Source organism: Granulicella rosea (assembly GCF_900188085.1).
Classification (GTDB): domain Bacteria; phylum Acidobacteriota; class Terriglobia; order Terriglobales; family Acidobacteriaceae; genus Edaphobacter; species Edaphobacter rosea.
Map to the genome: position 1 here is coordinate 88,145 of NZ_FZOU01000001.1, position 18,054 is coordinate 106,198.

21 protein-coding genes are annotated in these 18,054 nt (G+C 65.3%); 10 read left to right on the plus strand and 11 right to left on the minus strand.

The genetic code is table 11. From position 1 onward, the window contains the following. Positions 1-65 precede the first annotated feature (65 nt). Complete coding sequence (locus tag CHB87_RS00450; protein WP_245817730.1) at positions 66-1,508, plus strand: efflux transporter outer membrane subunit; 1,443 nt, start codon at positions 66-68, stop codon at positions 1,506-1,508. Positions 1,509-1,626: 118 nt separating this feature from the next. Here the strand turns inward: CHB87_RS00450 and CHB87_RS00455 are convergent, their stop codons facing one another. Next, positions 1,627-2,133 carry a DinB family protein gene (locus CHB87_RS00455; RefSeq protein WP_089406436.1) on the minus strand — a complete coding sequence of 169 codons (507 nt, stop codon included), beginning with the start codon at positions 2,131-2,133 and terminating at the stop codon, positions 1,627-1,629. A 123-nt stretch (positions 2,134-2,256) separates the two neighbouring features. Here CHB87_RS00455 and CHB87_RS00460 point away from each other — a divergent pair, with 123 nt between their 5' ends. The 4 genes from CHB87_RS00460 to CHB87_RS00475 all read left to right on the plus strand — a co-directional run bounded on the left by CHB87_RS00460 (position 2,257) and on the right by CHB87_RS00475 (position 5,754). Then, positions 2,257-3,963, plus strand: coding sequence for a rhamnogalacturonidase (locus CHB87_RS00460; protein WP_089406437.1), 1,707 nt, complete (start codon positions 2,257-2,259; stop codon positions 3,961-3,963). Positions 3,964-4,121: 158 nt separating this feature from the next. Continuing rightward, complete coding sequence (locus CHB87_RS00465; protein ID WP_089406438.1) at positions 4,122-4,898, plus strand: DUF4339 domain-containing protein; 777 nt, start codon at positions 4,122-4,124, stop codon at positions 4,896-4,898. Between the two features lie 34 nt (positions 4,899-4,932). Then, on the plus strand, positions 4,933-5,274 hold the full coding sequence (locus tag CHB87_RS00470) for a DUF2752 domain-containing protein (RefSeq protein WP_089406439.1): 342 nt from the start codon (positions 4,933-4,935) through the stop codon (positions 5,272-5,274). A gap of 126 nt (positions 5,275-5,400) precedes the next feature. After that, entirely contained in the window at positions 5,401-5,754 is a 354-nt protein-coding gene (locus CHB87_RS00475; protein ID WP_089406440.1) for a hypothetical protein, read from the plus strand. A gap of 109 nt (positions 5,755-5,863) precedes the next feature. Here CHB87_RS00475 and CHB87_RS00480 read toward each other — a convergent pair whose 3' ends face one another. Then, positions 5,864-6,382: a bactofilin family protein gene (locus tag CHB87_RS00480; protein ID WP_089406441.1), complete on the minus strand. Its 519-nt coding sequence runs from the start codon at positions 6,380-6,382 to the stop codon at positions 5,864-5,866. A gap of 411 nt (positions 6,383-6,793) precedes the next feature. On the opposite strand from CHB87_RS00480, the gene CHB87_RS22105 reads away from it, so the two are divergent. The 4 genes from CHB87_RS22105 to CHB87_RS00500 all read left to right on the plus strand — a co-directional run bounded on the left by CHB87_RS22105 (position 6,794) and on the right by CHB87_RS00500 (position 9,256). Further along, positions 6,794-7,180 carry a hypothetical protein gene (locus tag CHB87_RS22105; RefSeq protein ID WP_089406442.1) on the plus strand — a complete coding sequence of 129 codons (387 nt, stop codon included), beginning with the start codon at positions 6,794-6,796 and terminating at the stop codon, positions 7,178-7,180. A gap of 125 nt (positions 7,181-7,305) precedes the next feature. Then, complete coding sequence (locus CHB87_RS00490) at positions 7,306-8,004, plus strand: hypothetical protein (protein ID WP_245817731.1); 699 nt, start codon at positions 7,306-7,308, stop codon at positions 8,002-8,004. Positions 8,005-8,101: 97 nt separating this feature from the next. Then, positions 8,102-8,299: a YqaE/Pmp3 family membrane protein gene (locus tag CHB87_RS00495; protein ID WP_089406443.1), complete on the plus strand. Its 198-nt coding sequence runs from the start codon at positions 8,102-8,104 to the stop codon at positions 8,297-8,299. 93 nt (positions 8,300-8,392) lie between these two features. Next, a complete protein-coding gene (locus tag CHB87_RS00500) occupies positions 8,393-9,256 on the plus strand; it encodes an alpha/beta hydrolase (RefSeq protein WP_142988136.1) in 864 nt (287 codons plus the stop codon). 5 nt (positions 9,257-9,261) lie between these two features. Here CHB87_RS00500 and CHB87_RS00505 read toward each other — a convergent pair whose 3' ends face one another. Continuing rightward, positions 9,262-9,912 carry a trimeric intracellular cation channel family protein gene (locus CHB87_RS00505; protein WP_089406445.1) on the minus strand — a complete coding sequence of 217 codons (651 nt, stop codon included), beginning with the start codon at positions 9,910-9,912 and terminating at the stop codon, positions 9,262-9,264. A gap of 56 nt (positions 9,913-9,968) precedes the next feature. Here CHB87_RS00505 and CHB87_RS00510 point away from each other — a divergent pair, with 56 nt between their 5' ends. After that, entirely contained in the window at positions 9,969-10,589 is a 621-nt protein-coding gene (locus tag CHB87_RS00510; protein WP_089406446.1) for an FmdE family protein, read from the plus strand. Between the two features lie 114 nt (positions 10,590-10,703). On the opposite strand, the gene CHB87_RS00515 is transcribed toward CHB87_RS00510, so the two are convergent. From CHB87_RS00515 to CHB87_RS00550, 8 genes are all read right to left on the minus strand, one after another. Beyond that, entirely contained in the window at positions 10,704-10,979 is a 276-nt protein-coding gene (locus CHB87_RS00515) for a hypothetical protein (RefSeq protein WP_089406447.1), read from the minus strand. Positions 10,980-11,140: 161 nt separating this feature from the next. After that, positions 11,141-11,314 carry a PExPT-CTERM protein gene (locus CHB87_RS21715; RefSeq protein WP_142988137.1) on the minus strand — a complete coding sequence of 58 codons (174 nt, stop codon included), beginning with the start codon at positions 11,312-11,314 and terminating at the stop codon, positions 11,141-11,143. A 192-nt stretch (positions 11,315-11,506) separates the two neighbouring features. Then, positions 11,507-13,402, minus strand: a complete 1,896-nt coding sequence (locus CHB87_RS00525) for a tetratricopeptide repeat protein (protein ID WP_089406449.1) — start codon at positions 13,400-13,402, stop codon at positions 11,507-11,509. A gap of 254 nt (positions 13,403-13,656) precedes the next feature. Beyond that, positions 13,657-15,123, minus strand: coding sequence for an Asp-tRNA(Asn)/Glu-tRNA(Gln) amidotransferase subunit GatA (gene gatA, locus CHB87_RS00530; protein WP_245817732.1), 1,467 nt, complete (start codon positions 15,121-15,123; stop codon positions 13,657-13,659). Then, the gene (gene gatC / locus CHB87_RS00535) at positions 15,123-15,461 is read right to left on the minus strand and encodes an Asp-tRNA(Asn)/Glu-tRNA(Gln) amidotransferase subunit GatC (protein ID WP_176441526.1); all 339 of its coding nucleotides are present in this window, start codon (positions 15,459-15,461) and stop codon (positions 15,123-15,125) included. Before gatC ends, gatA begins: the two co-directional genes overlap by 1 nt. Positions 15,462-15,603: 142 nt before the next feature. Beyond that, entirely contained in the window at positions 15,604-15,882 is a 279-nt protein-coding gene (locus CHB87_RS00540; protein WP_089406451.1) for a DciA family protein, read from the minus strand. Next, positions 15,883-17,004 carry a glycosyltransferase family 9 protein gene (locus CHB87_RS00545; RefSeq protein WP_089406452.1) on the minus strand — a complete coding sequence of 374 codons (1,122 nt, stop codon included), beginning with the start codon at positions 17,002-17,004 and terminating at the stop codon, positions 15,883-15,885. Positions 17,005-17,127: 123 nt separating this feature from the next. Continuing rightward, positions 17,128-17,883: a sugar transferase gene (locus CHB87_RS00550; RefSeq protein ID WP_245817733.1), complete on the minus strand. Its 756-nt coding sequence runs from the start codon at positions 17,881-17,883 to the stop codon at positions 17,128-17,130. Positions 17,884-18,054 lie beyond the last annotated feature (171 nt).

Sequence of the window (18,054 nt, forward strand, 5' to 3'; positions counted from 1 at the left end):
ACCTCCGCAAGGACACGGCTTCAGCCGCTGAGGTACGGGTTTCGGTTGGCCGGCAACGATCCTCCGTGCGCCGCTCTGTCATCGCGCTCGCCTCAGCCACCCTCGCCGTCGGTCTCTCCGGCTGCATGGTCGGCCCGAAGTACGTCAAGCCCGTGGTCCCCATGGCCCAGGCGCCCGACGCGTACAAGGAGACCGACCCGAACTGGAAGCCAGCCAACCCCGCCGACACCTCCCTCAAGGGTGACTGGTGGACGATCTTCAACGAGCCCGAACTCACGAAGCTCGAGGTCGCCTGCGCGGCCAACAACCAGTCCCTGAAGGCCGCCGAGGCGCACTACCGCGAGGCGCGCGCGCAGATCGGCATCAACCGCGCCGGACTCTTCCCCACCATCGGCGCCGCGCCGTACGTCGGCGGCCTGCGCGACTCCGCCACCCGGCCGTACTTCAGCGCGTCGAGCGCGAACAACGGCGAGGCCGACATCCAGTTGCCGCTCACGCTCAGCTACGAGGCCGACCTCTGGGGCCGCATCCGCCGCAACATCAACGCCGCCAAGGAGGAGACGCAGGCCAGCGCAGCCGACCTGGTCAACGCCCAGCTCTCGCTCCAGACCACGCTCGCCATCGACTACTTCGAGCTGCAGAGCGCGGACGCCACCAGGAAGCTGCTGAGCGACACCGTCGACGACTACCGCGAGGCGCTGCGCATCACCACCAACCGCTTCGAAGGCGGCGTCACGGCCGAGTCCGACGTCTTCCAGGCGAAGACCCAGCTCCAGACCGCCATCGTCCAGCTTGCCGACGTGGCCGTCCAGCGCGCGCAGTACGAACACGCCATCGCCGTGCTGATCGGCCAGCCGCCGGCCAGCTTCTCCATTCCGAACACCCCGCTCGCCACCACTCCGCCGTATATCCCGACCGGCCTGCCGTCGGAGCTGCTGCAGCGCCGCCCGGACATCGCCGCCGCCGAACGCCGCACGAACGAGGCCAACGAACGCATCGGCATCGCGCGCGCGGCCTTCTTTCCCACGCTCAGCTTCTCGCTCGCGGGCGGACTCGAAAGCACCGCCGCCAATACGCTCTTCAACTCCAACTCGCTCGTCTACGCGCTCGGCCCGACGCTCTCGCAGACCTTCTTCGACGCTGGCCGGCGCCGCTCCATCTCCGAGCAGGCCTACGCCGCCTTCGACGAGTCGAGCGCCAACTACCGCCAGACCGCGCTCACCGCCTACCAGCAGGTCGAGGACAACCTCGCCGTCCTGCGCATCCTGACCGACGAGGCCGAACAGCAGCATCAGGCCACCGACGCGGCGCGCGGCGCGCAGCAGATCTTCAACAATCGCTACGTCGGCGGCGTGGACACCTACCTGCAGGTCGTCACCGCCCAGACCACCGCGCTCGCCAACGAACGCAACGACATCGACATCCTGCGGCGGCGCATGGACGCGAGCGTCCTGCTCATCAAGGCGCTGGGCGGCGGTTGGAACGCCAACCAACTGCCGCAGTTTTGAGGTAGGGAATAGTGATAAGCAAGAGCAAAGGCGCGGACAAAGATTGTCCGCGCCTTTGCTTTTGTCGTTGCCTGTTCTCTTGTTTGTCATTCCCGCAGGGAATCTGCTTCTGTTTTTTCTACCGCTTCCTCGGCAACGACAGATCCAGATCGGTACCGCACATCTGCTTGGTCAGCAGGATCACCTGCCCGGTATGCAGTTGCAGATGCCCGACGATCTGATAGATCGCCTCCAGAATCGGCATCGAACGCCACGTTCCCGTAGGCTGCGGGTCGATGATCTCCAGCAGCCGCGCCGGAGCCAGCTCGCCGATGACCACGCAGCACTCGGACAGCGTCGCATGAAAGTGCGCCCTCGCCTCGGCAAAGGTCACGGTCGGCGCGAGCGAGAACTCCTCATCCCGCACCCGCACGTCCGGCTGCCCGGCGATGCCGTGCAACACCCACTGCCGCAGGTTGCCCTCCAGATGCAGCAGCAGGTTGCCGACCGAGTTCTCGTGCTCGGCGCCGCGACGCCACGCCTGCTCCTCCGTCAGCCGGTCCAGACAACGGTTCAAATCGCGCTCGGACATCTGCATCCGGCGCACGGAAAACGATAGAAAGGTCTCGGCCACTGGGTCGCGCATAACCTGCATTCTAAATCTCGGGCGCGCTATCCCAGGCATTTGTTACAGAAACCACGTAACCGCTAACTTTTCCCTTTGGCAAAGTTCCCAATCGTGAACTCATCCTGATACGATGACCTCGCCATGAAACCCACACACTTCGACAACGCCCGCCGCGACCTGCTCAAGTTCACCGGCATCGGACTCGCCGCCGCCCTGCCCTCCACCTTTGCCGCAGCCCAGGCCTCGCCCTCCGGGTCGACCACCCCGCTGATGGTCTTCGACGTGCGCCGCTTCGGCGCCACCGGTTCGGGCAAGCAGCTCGATACGCCCGCCATCAACGCCGCCATCGCCGCGGCGAACGCAGCCGGCGGCGGCACGGTCTACTTCCCCGCCGGAACCTACCTCTGCTTCAGCATCCGGTTGAAAAGCAACGTCGCGCTCTACATCGATCAGGGCGCGACGATCCTCGCGGCGGACTCTCCCCTGCCCGGCCAGACCACCGGCCAGCTTGGCGGAACCTACGACGCAGCCGAGCCCAACACCGCGTGGGACGCCTACCAGGACTACGGCCACAACCACTGGCACAACTCGCTGATGTGGGGCGAGGACATCCACGACTTCGCCATCCTCGGGCCGGGACTGATCCACGGCAAGGGTCTCAGCTTCGGCGCCGGCCCCGGCAAGTACAACCCGGCGGAGGCAAACCCCAGCTTCGGCGGCGACCGCTCGGCCAAGGCCAAGTACACCCCGCGCGGCAACTACGTCATGTTCCAGGCCGAGCAGCCCGGCGTCGGCAACAAGGCCATCGCGCTGAAAAACTGCCGCAACGTCATCCTGCGCGACTTCTCGATCCTCAAGGGCGGACACTTCGGCCTGCTGCTGACCGGCGTCGACAACCTCACCATCGACAACCTGAAGATCGACACCGACCGCGACGGCATGGACATCGATTGCTGCAAGAACGTCCGCGTCTCGAACTGCACGGTCAACTCGCCTTGGGACGACGGCATCTGCCCCAAGACCAGCTACGCCCTCGGCTACGCACGCTCGACCGAAAACGTCACGATTTCGAACTGCTACGTCACGGGCTACTACGAATTGGGCACCATCCTCGACGGCACCTTCAAGAAGATGTCGTTCGACTCCGGCGGCAAGGGCTTCAACGGCCGTATCAAGTGCGGCACCGAGTCCAACGGCGGCTTCAAGAACATCACCATCTCGAACTGCATCTTCGAAGGCTGCCAGGGACTCGCGCTCGAGAGCGAGGACGGCGCGCTCTGCGAGGACATCACCATCACCAACATCACCCTGCGCGACATGTTCACCGGACCGCTCTTCTTCCGGCTGGGCGCGCGTCTGCGCGGGCCGAAGGAGACCACCAAGGTGGGCACGCTGCGCCGCATCCTGGTCTCGAACATCACCAGCTACAACGGGCTTTCGCGCATTCCAAGCGTGCTGAGCGGCATCCCCGGCTACCCGATCGAGGACATCAAGATCGCCAACTACTTCTCGCAGGATCAGGGCGGCGGCAGCGCCGAGTGGGCCAGGCTGACGCCGCCTGAGGAGGTCGCGAAGTACCCCGATCCGCCGATGTTCGGCACGATCCCGGCAAGCGGTCTCTACCTGCGCCACATCCGCAATCTGGAGATGAGCCACGTCGAGGTCAGCCCCATGAAACCGGACGCGCGCGCCGCCTTCTACCTGCAGGGCGTCGACCGCGCGGACTTCATCTCCTGCACCGCGCCCGGCCCGGCCTTCCGGCTGAACGAGGTCACCGACCTGCGCATCCTGCTGAGCCGCGCCGCCAAGGACACCATCCTGCCCAAGGCCAACAACCAGACCCTCTAAACCCCGACACCCGACCGGACGCCCCATGTCTCTGCTCCCGAGACATGGGGTTTTTCGCAGGGCTCAACCTCTTGAAACGCAGCTCAAGAGGAATCCAGTTGCGTCAATCCGCAACCCGTGTTTCCATCGGTCATACCCACGTCACAGGAGCCACGGACATGCTTTACCAGATCTCGCGCAACGGACAGATGTACGGCCCCTACACACTCGACGATCTGCGCCGTTACGTGGCCAGCGGGAACGTGTTGCAGACGGATCTGGCCAAGACCGACGAGATGCCGGACTGGCTGCCCGTCTCCGAGATTCTGAGCAGCGCGCCGGCCACGCCGCCGACACAATCCGCGGCCGGCGAGGCCGTCTACGCGCCCCTGGCTGCCACGCCCGTGGCCGTACCGCCCACGACGACTGCGCCGTCCGGCGTCTACGCCTATCCCAACCCGCCCGGCCTGAACTGGATACTCCTGCTGCTGCTCGGCTTCTTCACCTGCGGCTTCTTCCTCTTCATCTACGAGATGATTCAGGCCTCGTGGCTCCGGAAGATCTTTCCCAACTCCAGGGTTTTGTTCTTTTACATCGCCTTCATTGTCGTGGAGGTGGTTAGCATCTTCATCCAATTCGGCCGCATGGCGTTCCTGTTCGGCACGTTGGCGCACAACCCGCCGAACCCCAACTTCGGCGTGGTCTTCCCCACCGGCTTCTTTCTGACTTTCTTCATCTCGATCATCCTCTCCATCACGACGATCGTCCTCTTCATCGAGGCGCGCTTCACCATGCGCGACGAGCTCGTCGCCCACTACAACAGCGGCGAGCCGGTCGGCCTGAAGCTCGATCCGGCGATGACCTTCTTCTTCGGCGCCATCTACTTCCAGTTCCACTTCAACCGGATCACCGCCATCAAGGAGATGGCGCGCTACGGCGTACCCAGCGGGTACTGACGCCACGCGCGGGCGAGTCACGGCGCTGGCCTGCATGGCCGGCGCCTGCCTCGCTGCGGGTCTTCTGCTGCGCTTTCCGCCCACGCGGTACGGCTTCTACCCCCGCTGCCCCATCCACGCGGCCTTCGGCATCCTCTGCCCCGGCTGCGGCGGCACGCGAGCCGTTGCGGCGCTGCTGCGCGGTCATCTTGCTGAAGCCCTGCACTGGAACGCCCTGATCGTGCTGCTCGCGCCCTTTGCCCTGGCCTTCGCCGCACTCTGCCTGCGCCGCGCCCTGCTCTCCGAGCGTTTTGCATGGCCGCAACCGCCCGCCGCGCTGCTTCACGTAGTCGTCATCTTGACGGCGGCTTTTACCATTGCACGCAACCTCCGATAGACGCGCTTTGAATTGACGCAATTTTCAGCGACAAACCTTCTCCGCGCTCTTATCATCTAAGTCACACCCGAAACTCATCTCAGGCCCCCCCAAACTGCATCCCCAACTTTCTTGCGAGGTCCCCCCATGCGCCCCCTCTCTGCCTGCCTTTTATTTCTGACGCTTGCCTCCGTTCCCGCCTTCGGCCAGACGACCTCTGCGCCGGCCGCCGCCGCCGTCGTGCCCGCCAACGCCAACGACCCCTCGGTCGACTACGCCGCCCTGCGTGAAGACCTCTCCCGCCAGAACAAGATTCTCACCGAACAGGTCGCCACCCAGAGGGCCATCGTGAAGAAGAACCAGGATCTGCTGAAAGAGGCCCAGAAACTGCAGGCCGCCAACCTGAAACTTACCGACGAGAAGCACAAGCTCGAAGCCCAGAACGCCGACCTCGAAAAGCAACGGGCGGCTTTGAAGGCGCAACAGAAGCCTGCGGAATAGGCCTTCGCCTGGCATAAACGCACGGCTTCAAAAGCGCCCTTAACAAAGCATCCTGACGCAGGAAAGCCCCGGCATCGACCGGGGCTTTTTTTATGCTGCAAAGCAAAGACTACGCCGTAACAGCCGGCGCGGCCTCGGGCGTCGGCGCCTTGGCCTCGGCGCCCGGCTTGCGGATGTCGATGCCGCCCTTGAAGAACGCGCCATCCTCGATCGAGATGCGCGCCGCAATCACGTCGCCGGTCAGCGAGCCTTCGCTGCGGATATCGACGCGGTCGCTGGCATGCACATTGCCGCGCACCTTGCCCAGTACGACGACCTCGCGAGCCATGATGTTCGCCGCCACCTGGCCGTTGCGGCCCACGGTGACGCGGTTGCCCGGCAGATTGATCGCACCTTCGACCTTACCGTCGATATACAGGCTCTCGGAGCCCGAGACCTCGCCCTTCACGATGAGCGACTTACCGATCGTCGCCTGCTCGCCGGTTGCGCTGGCCGCGGCTACGCCGGCGCCGGTGGTTGCCGGACGGGTGGGGCTCACGCTGGTCTCAAACGAGGTCGAAGGCGCCGACGGGCGCAGCGGCTCTGGGGTCTGGGGGGTCGGGCTTCCGGGCTGATTTGGCTTCCACATAGTCTTCGTAATTCCTTCCTTGCTGCGAATGTGTCCGTACGACGGCTACGGTTTGGGGCTCTGCTGAGATTCCATCTTCTCTGGACTGGGCTTCGACTGCGAACTCCGAACGTTCCAAGCCCACGCCGCCTGCTTGCGCGGGTAAATCGCTATCTTTCACGATACTCCTCACAAGGCCTGCTTTGCTCTCTGCAAAACTGCCGCAAAAAGCAATCCCACCCAGCGGTGGGTTAACTTACGAGGTTCGCCCGATGCGTTCCATGACCCGAAAGTGTTATCAGGTAACCACCTTTGGTACGCGACATTTGGTTACCGATACGGTTACTCTCATCCCAGAGACGAAACACGGGCCATGTTTCGCAACCCCCCAAATTTTGCAGTTCAACTGTGCTTCATCTGAGAGGTTTCAAAATGCGCTTTCCTTCCCGCCTTGCTCTGATCGCCGCCCTCGCCGCCGCCCCTGCCTTCGCCCAGGTCAACACGGCCTCCGTCACCACCCCCGCCATGCCGCCCGCCGCCACCGCAGCCGCCATCCCGGCTAATGCCGCCGATGCATCGATCGACTACGCCGCCCTGAAGGAAGATGTCGCCCGCCAGAACAAGGCGCTCACCGATCAGGTCGCCCAGCAGCGCGCCATCGTGAAGAAGAACCAGGATCTGTTGAAGGAGGCCCAGAAGCTGCAGGCCGCCAACCTGAAGCTGGTCGACGAGAAGAAGAAGCTCGAGGCCGAGAACGCCGAACTCGACAAGCAGCGCCAGACCCTGAAGGCCGCGCAGACGCCCGTCGCCTCCAACTAAGTTCGAGCCCTCCCCGACTCCAACCTCCCAGAGAAGCACCGCAGCCCCGGCCACGTCGCCGGGGCTGTCGCTTTTTTGCACAAAATCCTTGCACAGGCGGTGGGAAACCCTTACCCTCAACCCTCATGCAGACCACCACCTACGCTCCCGCGCTGCTGCTGACGATCCTGCTTGCACCGCCCCTGCACCCACAGGCGGCCAAACCGCCGAAGACTCACGCGGTCACCCTCGGTCCCATACGCCGCGTCCCCTACACCCCGCCCGAGACCACGCCCGACGCGAAGGACGAGGACACCACCACGCTCAAGGTCCGGCCGCTCTTCGTCGACGGCCGACAGAAGGAGTGGACGACCGGCGAGACGCACGACGTGACCGACCGCAGCTTCACCATCCGGCGCGCGCTGCGCCTGAACGACGGCCTGCCCACCGAGAAGGAGCCTCACTGGGTCTGGCAACCCGGCCCCTGGCTGCTGATCGACCGCGCGACCGGCCGCGTCACCGCGCTGCACCTGCCGGACTTCGACGCCGCCGTCTCGAACGTAGTCTGGTTCCGCGACTACGCGGCCTACTGCGGCATCGCGACCACGGTCAAGGGAGGTCTCTTCGCCATCGTCGCGCAACTGGGCGCACGCAAGGCCGTCGCCCAGCGGCAGCTAGGCCCGTGGCCCCAGCCGGCTCATCCAACGCCGGTCTGCCAGCCCGCCACATGGCAGCGGCTGCCCATGCGCGCCACCATCCAGCCGACCGGCGGAGAAGCCGTGACCTTCGACGTGATCGGCGCCGCCTCGCTGGTCGAGGAAGGCGATGGACCGGACACTCCGTAGACGCCTTCTTGTCATTCCCGAAGGGAATCTGCTTCTGTTCCCGGTCGACGCGGAACCGCATGATGGTAAGTCACGTATCTCTGCTCAGGACAAACTCATGAGACTCGTCATCGCCTTCTTCTTCCCTTGGCTTACCTTCTTCACGATCGGTCGCCCCTTCGCCGGGCTGGTCTGCCTTGTGCTGCAATGCACGATCCTCGGCTGGCTGCCCGCGACCATCTGGGCCGTCTACGCACTGAGCCAGTACAAGACCGACCGCAAGATCCGCCGCGCCTTCCGCGCGCATTACTGCTGATTCCGCGCCGGGAGCCATCCCCTGAGATCCTTTGACCGAAAGCTCCGCGCAGCCATCCTCATCGCAGCCCTCTGCGCGTTGGCGTACGCCGCCATGGGCGCCATACTCGCCGAGGTTTCGCTCCGGCTATACAGGCGCCCCCTTGGAGACCCCGCTCCTTATCGCGCTGCAATCCAGCGGCTGCACGCGACTATCGAGGACGTCTCCGTTGCAGCCGCCGACGGGGCGTCGCTCAAGGCATGGTTCGTCCAGCCCGAGCATCCCAACGGCCGGTCGGTCGTCATCCTCCACGGAGTCACCGACAACCGGCTCGGCGCATCGGGATTCTCCGCCATGTTTCTGAATAAGGGATACGCTGTGCTGCTACCCGACTCCCGCGCGCACGGCTTATCCGGAGGCTCGATCGCCACGTACGGCGTGCTCGAGCGCGAGGACGTGCATCGCTGGGCGCAATGGCTGCGCACCCGCGCGCCGGGCTGCACCTATCTGCTGGGCGAATCCATGGGTGCGGCCATCGGCCTGCAAGCCGAACCCGTAACCCCGCAGCTCTGCGCCGCCGCGGTGGAGTCGCCTTACTCCACCTTCCGCGCCATCTCCTACGAGCGTCTCGGTCGCGGCGCACACACCGGCGCACTCTTCTGGCGCACGCTTGGCCGACCGATCATCGAATTCGCCATCCTCTATACCCAGCTACGTTACGGCGTCCAACTGCCGAACGCGAATCCCGAGGCGGCCGTGATGAGCGCCGCAACCCCGACCCTGCTGATCGCCGGCGACAAGGACGTCGACATCCCCATGCATCATGCGCAGGAGCTCGAACGCCTCTGCGCCAGCCACTGCGCGCTTTGGATCGTACCGGGCGCGGCGCACGGCGAAGCCTCGCTCGTCGCCCATGCCGAGTTCGAAAACCGGGTGATCGGCTGGTTTGAGAGCCACGACGACGCGCCTGCTCCATGACTCGTCTAAGCCTTCACGCGTCCGCGCCGCCGGAACGAGAACGTCCGCCAGTTCAGCAGGATGCTCAAAATCCGCAGGGTGAAGCCGACGATGACGCCGGTCGCGACCGCCCATATCTGCTCCGCGCCGAGCGTGCTCGCCAGCAGATACGCGCCCGCGGCCAGGGCGGCGGCGATCGCGTAGAAGTTGCCGCGTTCGAAGACGCGCGGGGTCGAGCCGCTGAGCACGTCGCGCAGCGACCCTCCGCCCACGGCCGTGACCACGCCCAGCATGATCGCCGGCAGCCAGCTCATACCGAAGCTCTCCGCGCGCGCCGTGCCCGAGACGGCGAAGAGCGAGATGGCCGCCGCGTCGATGTAGAGCATCAGTTGCTCGGCGCGCCGGTCGATACGCGCCACCAGCAGCAGCGTGAGCAGCGCCGCCAGAATCGCCACATAGCAGTAGTAGACATCGACCAGCGCCAGCGGCGGCCCGTGCTGCAGCAGCACGTCGCGCACAATGCCTCCGCCAAGCGCCGAGATGAGCCCCAGCCCGAGCACGCCGATAATGTCGTAGTCGTAACGCGGATGCCGGTACGCATGCAGCGCGCCGCCGATGCTGCCCACCGCAATACCGGCAAAGTCGAGCGCGGAGATGAGGGTTTGGATATGGAACACGGCTTACCTTCGTATGCTGGGGTCTGGCTCTATCGTACGCCGGGTAGAATCACAGCATGTTGAGCCTCGAACCCCTCCTCCGCGAGGCCGAAGTCGCGCACGGCCACCTCTGCGCGGGCCAGATCCTCGGCGTGCGCATGGCGATGCTGGCCTGCGAGCGGCTGGGCGTCACCGATCCACGCGGCGCGGAGCGCAAACGCCTCGTCACCTATGTCGAGATCGATCGTTGCGCCACCGACGCCATCGCGGTCGTCACCGGCTGCCGCCTCGGCAAGCGCGCGCTCAAGTTCCGCGACTGGGGCAAGATGGCCGCGACCTTTGTGGACCTGACGCAACCGCTTCCCAGCGCTGAGGTTCCCACCTTCAAGGCCATCCGGGTCGCCGCGCGGGAGTCGTCCAAGCAGCGCGCGCGCGAGCTCTACCCCGAGATCGCCGACAAGAACAAGCAACAGATGCACGCCTATCGCGAGATGCCCGACGCCGACCTCTTCACCGAGGAGTGGGTCGCCGTGCCGCTGCACCCGCGCGAGATGCCGGGGTACAAGTCCGCCCGCATCGCCTGCGCGGTGTGCGGCGAGGGCATCAACTACGACCGCGAGAGAGTGGTCGATGGGCAGACGCTCTGCCAGGGCTGCGCTGAACCGGAAGACCGCTACTACCGGCCGCTTACACCGTAGACCGTCCTCATCGGACAAACTGCTAGTCATCACGAACGCAGGCAAACAACCCGCCACAAACGGCAAAGCCGGTGCGAGAGTTCGCACCGGCTTTGCAAAAGTTTGAAGTACCAGTTAGCGGCGATAGCCGTAGACCGGGCCATGATGGTAGCGGTCATACGCCCATCCGTCGTGGCGATAGCCGTAGCCGTAGCCATAGGCCGGAACCACGTAGCGCGGACCATAGTAGCGGGGCGCGACGTACACCGGACGAACGGGGGCGCCGAACCGGACGCCAACGGCAAAACCCTGAGCCTCAGCCTTGGCCGGAGCAGCCATCACAACCGCACCCGCCAGTACGCCAACTGTGAGAACCTTCGCAACCATCGCCTTCACGTTTGTGATCGTCATGACTATCTCCTTTGGATTCATATCTCTCGAATCCGTGTAACAGTAAAGGAAACACTCATTCCCGTAAACGTGTTGCGCACAACCTTTTGCCGGAGTCTGGGTATACAGCCCATGATTTCGGGCGGCCCAGACTCCGGCAAAAGGCGTGGCGGAAAGATGATTTAGCGCTTGCGTCCGAGACGTGCGCGCAGCGAGGTGAAGGCCGCACCCGCACCGCCCACCAGGGCGAGCACGATGGTCGGGTTCTCGGGCGAGTTGTCGCAGCCAGTCTGTGCGTGCGCAGCCAGGGGAGCGATCAGGATGACGAGGGCGATAAGTCCAATGCGACGGGTCATGAAAAATCCTTTCGATACGGCGGAAATCCGCCGGTCGTGTTCGCTGCGCTGCAACGTGATCGCAACATTTTTGGTGTTACCAGCCTGCGCCGGACTGCTGGTAAGAAACACTATACAGATTCGAAACGCGGAATCCAATGAACTTCATCACCCATCTGGGAGCAAAGGTGGGTGTCATTCGAAACACATGGCTTACACCGCAAGCGGTTGTTCTTCCATCAACTTTTCGACGCGTTCCCGATACTCCTCCACCACCTCGGGCTTGACGCGCATCAGAGCCGACATCGTCTCGACCAGCAACAGGCGGGCTGGCACATTCATCGGCAGGTCGTTGCACATCTTCAACTCGCCGTCCAGGATGTCGCGCTCGCCGTTGAGGAAGTTGGCCGGCGCGCCCTGCCCGGTGGCGTCCATCGAAGCGCAACGGACGGCGAGCAACTGCTCCAGCCGCAACAGGTAGCCGGAGAAGGCCTGGTCTGCGGGAACTTCGTAACGCGGCGAGACGACCGCTGCGCCGGGCGCGACGGCGTCCAGCAGCTCCACCACCTCGTCGGCCAGTCCGGGCAGACCGTCCTCGGGCGCGCTTGCCGGGAACTCGGCGAACATCTCGCCGATGCGTACGCCGTCGGCGACGCGGATGAAGGCCAGCTCCGCGGTCCACGGCTCGACCGTCGCGTCGAGATGCACGGAGACGGCGTAGGTGCTGGCGGTCGGGTCGACGCCGGGCGCGCCCGTCTGACCGCCAACCGCCGCGGCCGTCTGCTCGTCGCTCCAGGCGGAACTGGAAATCACGAAGCCGCTCTGCGGGCCGGTGGCCCAGGGGAGCATCGCGCGACCCTGCACGGCGGTGCGCATGGCGACCTGCTCGGCCAGAAAGAGCGGCAGCGACCGCGTCATGCGGCCCATGATGTCGGCCAGGCGAACGTCGATGCCCTCCGGGCCAGCCTTGGGCGTCTCCGCCGTGCCGCCGAGAAAGGTGACCGAGACCTCTCCGCGCGCCTGCTCACCGCCGAAGAGGCTCCACGCGGGAGAACCCATCGGCAACCAGATAGGGCCGTCGATGCGCAGCATGCCGATCTGCACCTCGCCGGAGACGGGTGCGCCGAGCGCGCCGCCCTGCACCTTGGCCAGCTCCTGCCGCCAGAAGTTGAGCGCATCGCGCCACTCCGGCCGCTGGAAGCCGTCCAGTGCGGCGACGATCTGCGCTGCGGCCGCGTAGTTCTGAAGGTCGTAGTTCGCCTTGATGAGGTTGTTGCCGACGGGCAGGCCGTGCATCTCCGGCACGAACGCCGGGCCGGTCAGCTCGACCAGCTCCGCCAGGTAGCCCGCGCCGCCAAGGTCGCCGCTCATCTGCATCAGGAAGTCGCCGGGGATGGCCGGCAGACCAAGCTCCTGCACCATCTTGTTCGCGCGGCTGAGCGCCTCGCGGTAGAGCTCTATCGCGGCGGGGAGGTCGCCCGCAGCCAGCGCCGGACGCGCCAGCCAGAGCAGCGCGCGCCAGCTTCCCGGCAACGCCGCGACGCGTTCGAGCGCCGCACGCGCAGCCGGCTCGCCACCCTTCTCCTGCTCCTGCGCGACATACCAGCCGAGGCCGTTGTCGAGGTTCGGCTCGATCTCGAGCGCGCGCCACAGGGTCTCCTCGGCCTTCGCCGTCTCGCCCTTGCCCGCGTAGACCTTAGCCAGGTTGGTGAGGACGGAGCCGTCATCGCCGTGCTTCTCGGTATAAACCTCCAGCGCAATCTGCGCCTCGTCGAGTTTGCCCTGCTGAATCAACACGATGCCCCAGATGCAGGCGCCGCGTGCGGGGATGGGATCGGTGAGCGACAGGTGCTCGGCGGCCTCGGCCACCTCATCGACGAAGCCGTCGTTGAGCGAGTTGAGGATCAGCAGGTAGCTCTGCTCAGGGTTGTCCCAGAGCTCGCGGAGCATGTTGGGCAGCACATTGGTGCGCCACTCCTCGCGCGGAACGATGACCTCGCGGCCCTCCTGATCGAAGGCGCGAATGCCGCCCTCCGGCTGTGTCGGCTGCTGCTGTTCCTGTTCTTCTTCCGGCTTGCGTGCTCCGCCCATCTCTACGAGGTCGCCCATGCTGAATCCCTTCGATCTTTCCGCTTCTGTATAGGGTCCGGGCGGGTGGCCCGGACGGTTCGATCTTTTGTGGTCTCCGGATGACGCTCGATGCGCGCAAGCCGAAAACCGTACCTCAGCGGCTAAAGCCGCGTTCTACTCCACGCTTTACGGCACGGCTGAAGCCGTGCCCTTAATCACAGCCGATTCACCGCTCTTGCGCAGTCTTTCGACCGGCTTTTGCGCATGTTTTCGGCAGGCTTTTCAACATGTTTTCAACCGGCTGCGTTTTGCAGCGTCTCGATCGCCTGCCCGACGCGCAGCATGGTGGCCTCGTCGAAGTGCTTGCCCATGATCTGAACGCCGATGGGCAGGCCCTCGGCGGTTTCGCCGCAGGGCACGCTCATGCCGCAGATGCCCGCAAGCGACGCCGCGACTGAGTAGATGTCCGCCAGGTACATGGCGACCGGGTCGTCGGTCTTTTCGCCCAGCCTGAAGGCCGGGGTCGGCGTCATCGGGCCGACGATGACGTCGCAGCTCTCGAAGGCTTCGAGGAAGTCGCGGGTCAGCAACGCACGAACCTGCTGGGCTTTCTTATAGTAGGCGTCGTAATATCCCGCGCTGAGTGCGTAGGTTCCGAGCAGAATGCGGCGCTTGACCTCCGGGCCGAAGCCCTCTTCGCGGGTCTTCTTGAACATCGCAGACAGGGTCTTCGAATCGCCGGACCGGTGGCCGAAGCGGACGCCATCGAAGCGCTGCAGGTTGGAGCTGGCCTCGGCCGTCGCGATGACGTAGTACGTCGGGATCGCGTAGGCGGTGTGCTTCAGATGAACCGGCACGATGGTGCAGCCGAGCGACTTCAGGCCGTCGAGCGCGCGCTCGATGGCGGCGCGAATCTCCGGGTCGAGGCCCTCGCCGAAGTACTCCGCCGGGACGCCGATGCGCAGCCCATCGACCGGCTTCGCCAGCGCGCCCACGTAGTCGCCGACCGGCTGGTCGGAGGTCGTGGCGTCAAGCGGGTCCTTGCCGGCGAGCACCTGCAGCATGGTCGCCGCATCTTTCACGTTGGCCGTGAAGGGGCCGACGCGGTCGAGCGACGAGGCGAAGGCGATGAGGCCGTAGCGGCTGACGCGTCCGTAGGTGGGCAGAACTCCAACCACGCCGCAAAATGCGGCTGGTTGACGAATCGACCCACCGGTGTCCGTGCCGAGGGTCGCGGCGGCGAATCCGGCAGCGACCGCGGCCGCCGAACCACCCGACGAACCGCCAGGGACGCGGTCCAACGCCTTTGGATTCTTCACCGGGCCATAGGCCGAGTTTTCGTTCGACGAACCCATCGCGAACTCGTCACAGTTGATCTTGCCCAGCAGGACGGCGCCGGCGGCTTCGAGCTTCGTGACAGCGGTGGCGTCGTAGGGCGGCAGGTAGCCCTTCAGAATCAACGAGCCCGCCGTCGCCGGCGAACCGGTCATGGTGAGGACGTCCTTGATCCCAATGGGCACACCGGCCAGCGGACCGAGATCCTGCCCGGCGGCGCGCGCGGCGTCCACCTTCGCCGCCTGGGCGAGGGCGCGATCGCGGCTCAGGGCCAGGAAGCTGTTGATTCCCTTCCCTGTCGTTCCCTGAGAGACGGGGCCGTCTTCGGCAGCGATCAAGGCGTAGTGGCGCTCGGCCAGCTCGGTGGCGGAGGCGGCTGCTTTGGCTTCGTCGATGGTCAACATCTTGAAATTTGTCTCGTACATTAGCGCTCAATCACCTTGGGAACCTTGAAGAAACGGCCATCGGACTCGGGCGCGGAGGCCATGACGGCGGCGCGGTTGACGGACGGGCGGACCTCGTCGAGGCGCAGCGCGCGGCCGACCTCGTCCTTGGGCAGGGCGAGCATCTGGCCGACCTGCGCCATGGGCTCGACGCCGGTGGTGTCCAGCTCGTTCAGCTGGGCGACGTGGCCGAGGATGGCGTTCAGGTCGCGCTGCATGCGCGGCTCCTCCTCGGCGGTCAACTCCAGGTTGGCCAGCTCCGCGACGCGGCGTACATCGGCCAGCGTTACACCCTCGGCGAATTCTACTGTCTCACTCATATTCATCCTCTTGACGGGGGTTGAAAGCTCCCCGGCATTCCCTCGGCGGCTAAAACCGCGCGGCGGGGCAAATTTGGCGGCGGGACTGAAGTCCCGCCCGTTCAAAACATCCGGCCGGTTTCAAACGGGCTGCCGGCCTCAACTATTTCTTCAGTTCAAAGTGTATCCCGGCGGACTTCACTCCGGCGATTCGGGCAAGCTCGCGTTCGAGAGTTCCGTGCATGGAGATCATCTGTTTGAGCCATGTGACGTCCGAGACCGCGACCTGGATGACGCCGTCGGTGAAGCCGACGACCTGGCCGCGCTCGGCCATGGCGCGTCCGCAGGCGACCGGCCACGCGGCGGCGAGGCGGTCGAGGTCGGGCATCGACCGCAGGCTGCGGCCCAGTTGCTGCTTCAGGATGTCGCGCATGGAGTCCATTTAAACGGCGTCCTCCAGGACTGGGCGGCAGCGCCCGATCAGATCCCGTGCGGCGGCGACGGCCTGGTCGACCGTGACGCGCTCCATCGTGTCCTCCGGATGGCCGTCGTACTCGAAGCCGAGGTTGAGAAAGCCGCCGCTGCCATCGGCCGGGCCGATGCCCAGGACGCAGCGTCCGACGGGGCCCCAGCGATGGTTCGCCGTGGGGCCGTTCAACCCGAGCGTGGGCGCGCCGGCGATAGCCGCCAGGTGCAGCACGCCGGTGTTCACGCTGACCGCCAGCCGCGCGCGGTGCAGCACGGAGACCAGCGAGACGAAGCCGTCCGGGCTGCGGAAGGCGACGGCGCGCAGGCCAGCCTGCTGCATCTGGGCGACGAAGGGCTGCATACGCTCCATATCCGACGGGGCGCCGGTGACGACGAAGAGCGTCCCCGGGCGGCCGATGCGCCGGGCAAGCTCGATCCAGCGCTCGGACGGCCACTCGCGCAGCCAGCTCCGCGCGCCCGAGGCCCAGAGATGGAAGACAATCATGTCGCCCTCGCCCGGCAGCGGCTCCGCCTGCGGCTCGGCAAGGATCACCTGCGGCTCGGCGCCGGTGACGATGCCGAGGCCTCTCAGCAGCGCGCGGAAGTTCTCCAACTCGTGGCGATCGTTGCGGTGCTCGACGGCGAGATCGTATCCGCGCCCGCGATGCTGGCCGGCGGTGCGGAAGCCGGCGGTGAAGCGAGCGCCAGACTGCATCGTGTAAAAAGCCGTCAGCCGCTGCCAGGAAGAAAAGTCCAGCAGGATGTCGAACCGGCAGGCGCGGATGGCGCGGACGCTCGCCAGCGGTTTGGTGAGTTCGATGCGCACGCGCGTGTCGGCGCCGGGGATGATCTCCGCCGCGGCGAGGTTCTGGGGCATGCAGATGTGCGTGATGTGCGCCTGCGGATAGGCGGCGCGGAGGTCGCGGAGGACGGCCGAAAACAAAAGCGTATCGCCCAGCGCCGGGGAGCACATGACGCCGATGCGCTCCACCCGGCTCGGCCATTTGCGGCGGTGGCGCACCGTGGCGAGCGCGTTCAGCAGCGGAGTCCCGACCCAGAGGTCCATCAGCCGGTTGAGTTTGCTGCCACGCTTCATGGCTTCATTCTAATTGGACGATACGTCTACGCCGGACAGGAACGAGCCATGGAAAAGGGCGAAATGCGGGGGTCTCTCCACTCCGCTGCGCTTCGGTCGAGATGACGGCAGTCTGGGGTGATGCTAGTAGGCCCCGTCTTTATTGACGACGGCGAGGAACGTGCGCAGCAGAATCCAGAGGTCGCGCCGGAGCGACCAGCGCTGGACGTAGTCGGCGTCCAGATTGACGCGCTCGTCGTAGGTGAGCTTGCTACGGCCGGAGACCTGCCACAGGCCGGTGACGCCGGGTTTGACGCGGGTGTAGAAGGTGAACTGCTCGCGGTACTTCTCTACTTCCTGGGCGACGATGGGGCGAGGTCCGACGAGGCTCATCTGGCCGGTGATGACGTTCCAGACCTGCGGAAGCTCGTCCAGGCTGGAGCGGCGCAGGAAGCGTCCGAGCGGCGTGATGCGCGGATCGTGCTTCAGCTTGTGGCTGCGATTCCACTCGGCGCGCGCCTTGGGATGCTTCTTCAGGTAGCGATCGAGCACCTCGGTGGAGTTCACGCACATGGTGCGGAACTTCCACATGGAAAAGAAGGCGCCGTTATGACAGATGCGACGGTGCGAGAAGAAGGTAGGTCCGGGCGAGGTGAGGCGCACCAGCAGGCCGACGATCAAGAGCGCCGGCAACAGGATGGGCAACGCCATCAGGATGAGTACGATATCGGTCGTGCGTTTGACGATGCGGTAGCGGAAGTGCGCCGAAGGCAGCGACTCTGCCCCGCGCACGCCCTCGCGCGGCTGGCTGCGTGAGCCGCCCGTCGCCATCGTGTAATCGTAGAGATCTGCTGTCGCCGAAGCGAGCTGCACGCCGGGAAGCTCGGATTCCGTCTGCATGAGAGGCCCATCTACGAGCATGCGCGTTCTTCGCTCGTGTGCTGGATCGATCCGCTAAGGTCAAAAATCAAGGGCTTACAGCGCGCGTCCGCAAAGGCCAAGGGAAGTCTGCGGAGGTTCGTTTCGGAAAAACTGGGTCGAGCAATCTTCCTGTAGGGAGCTCGTGTCTCC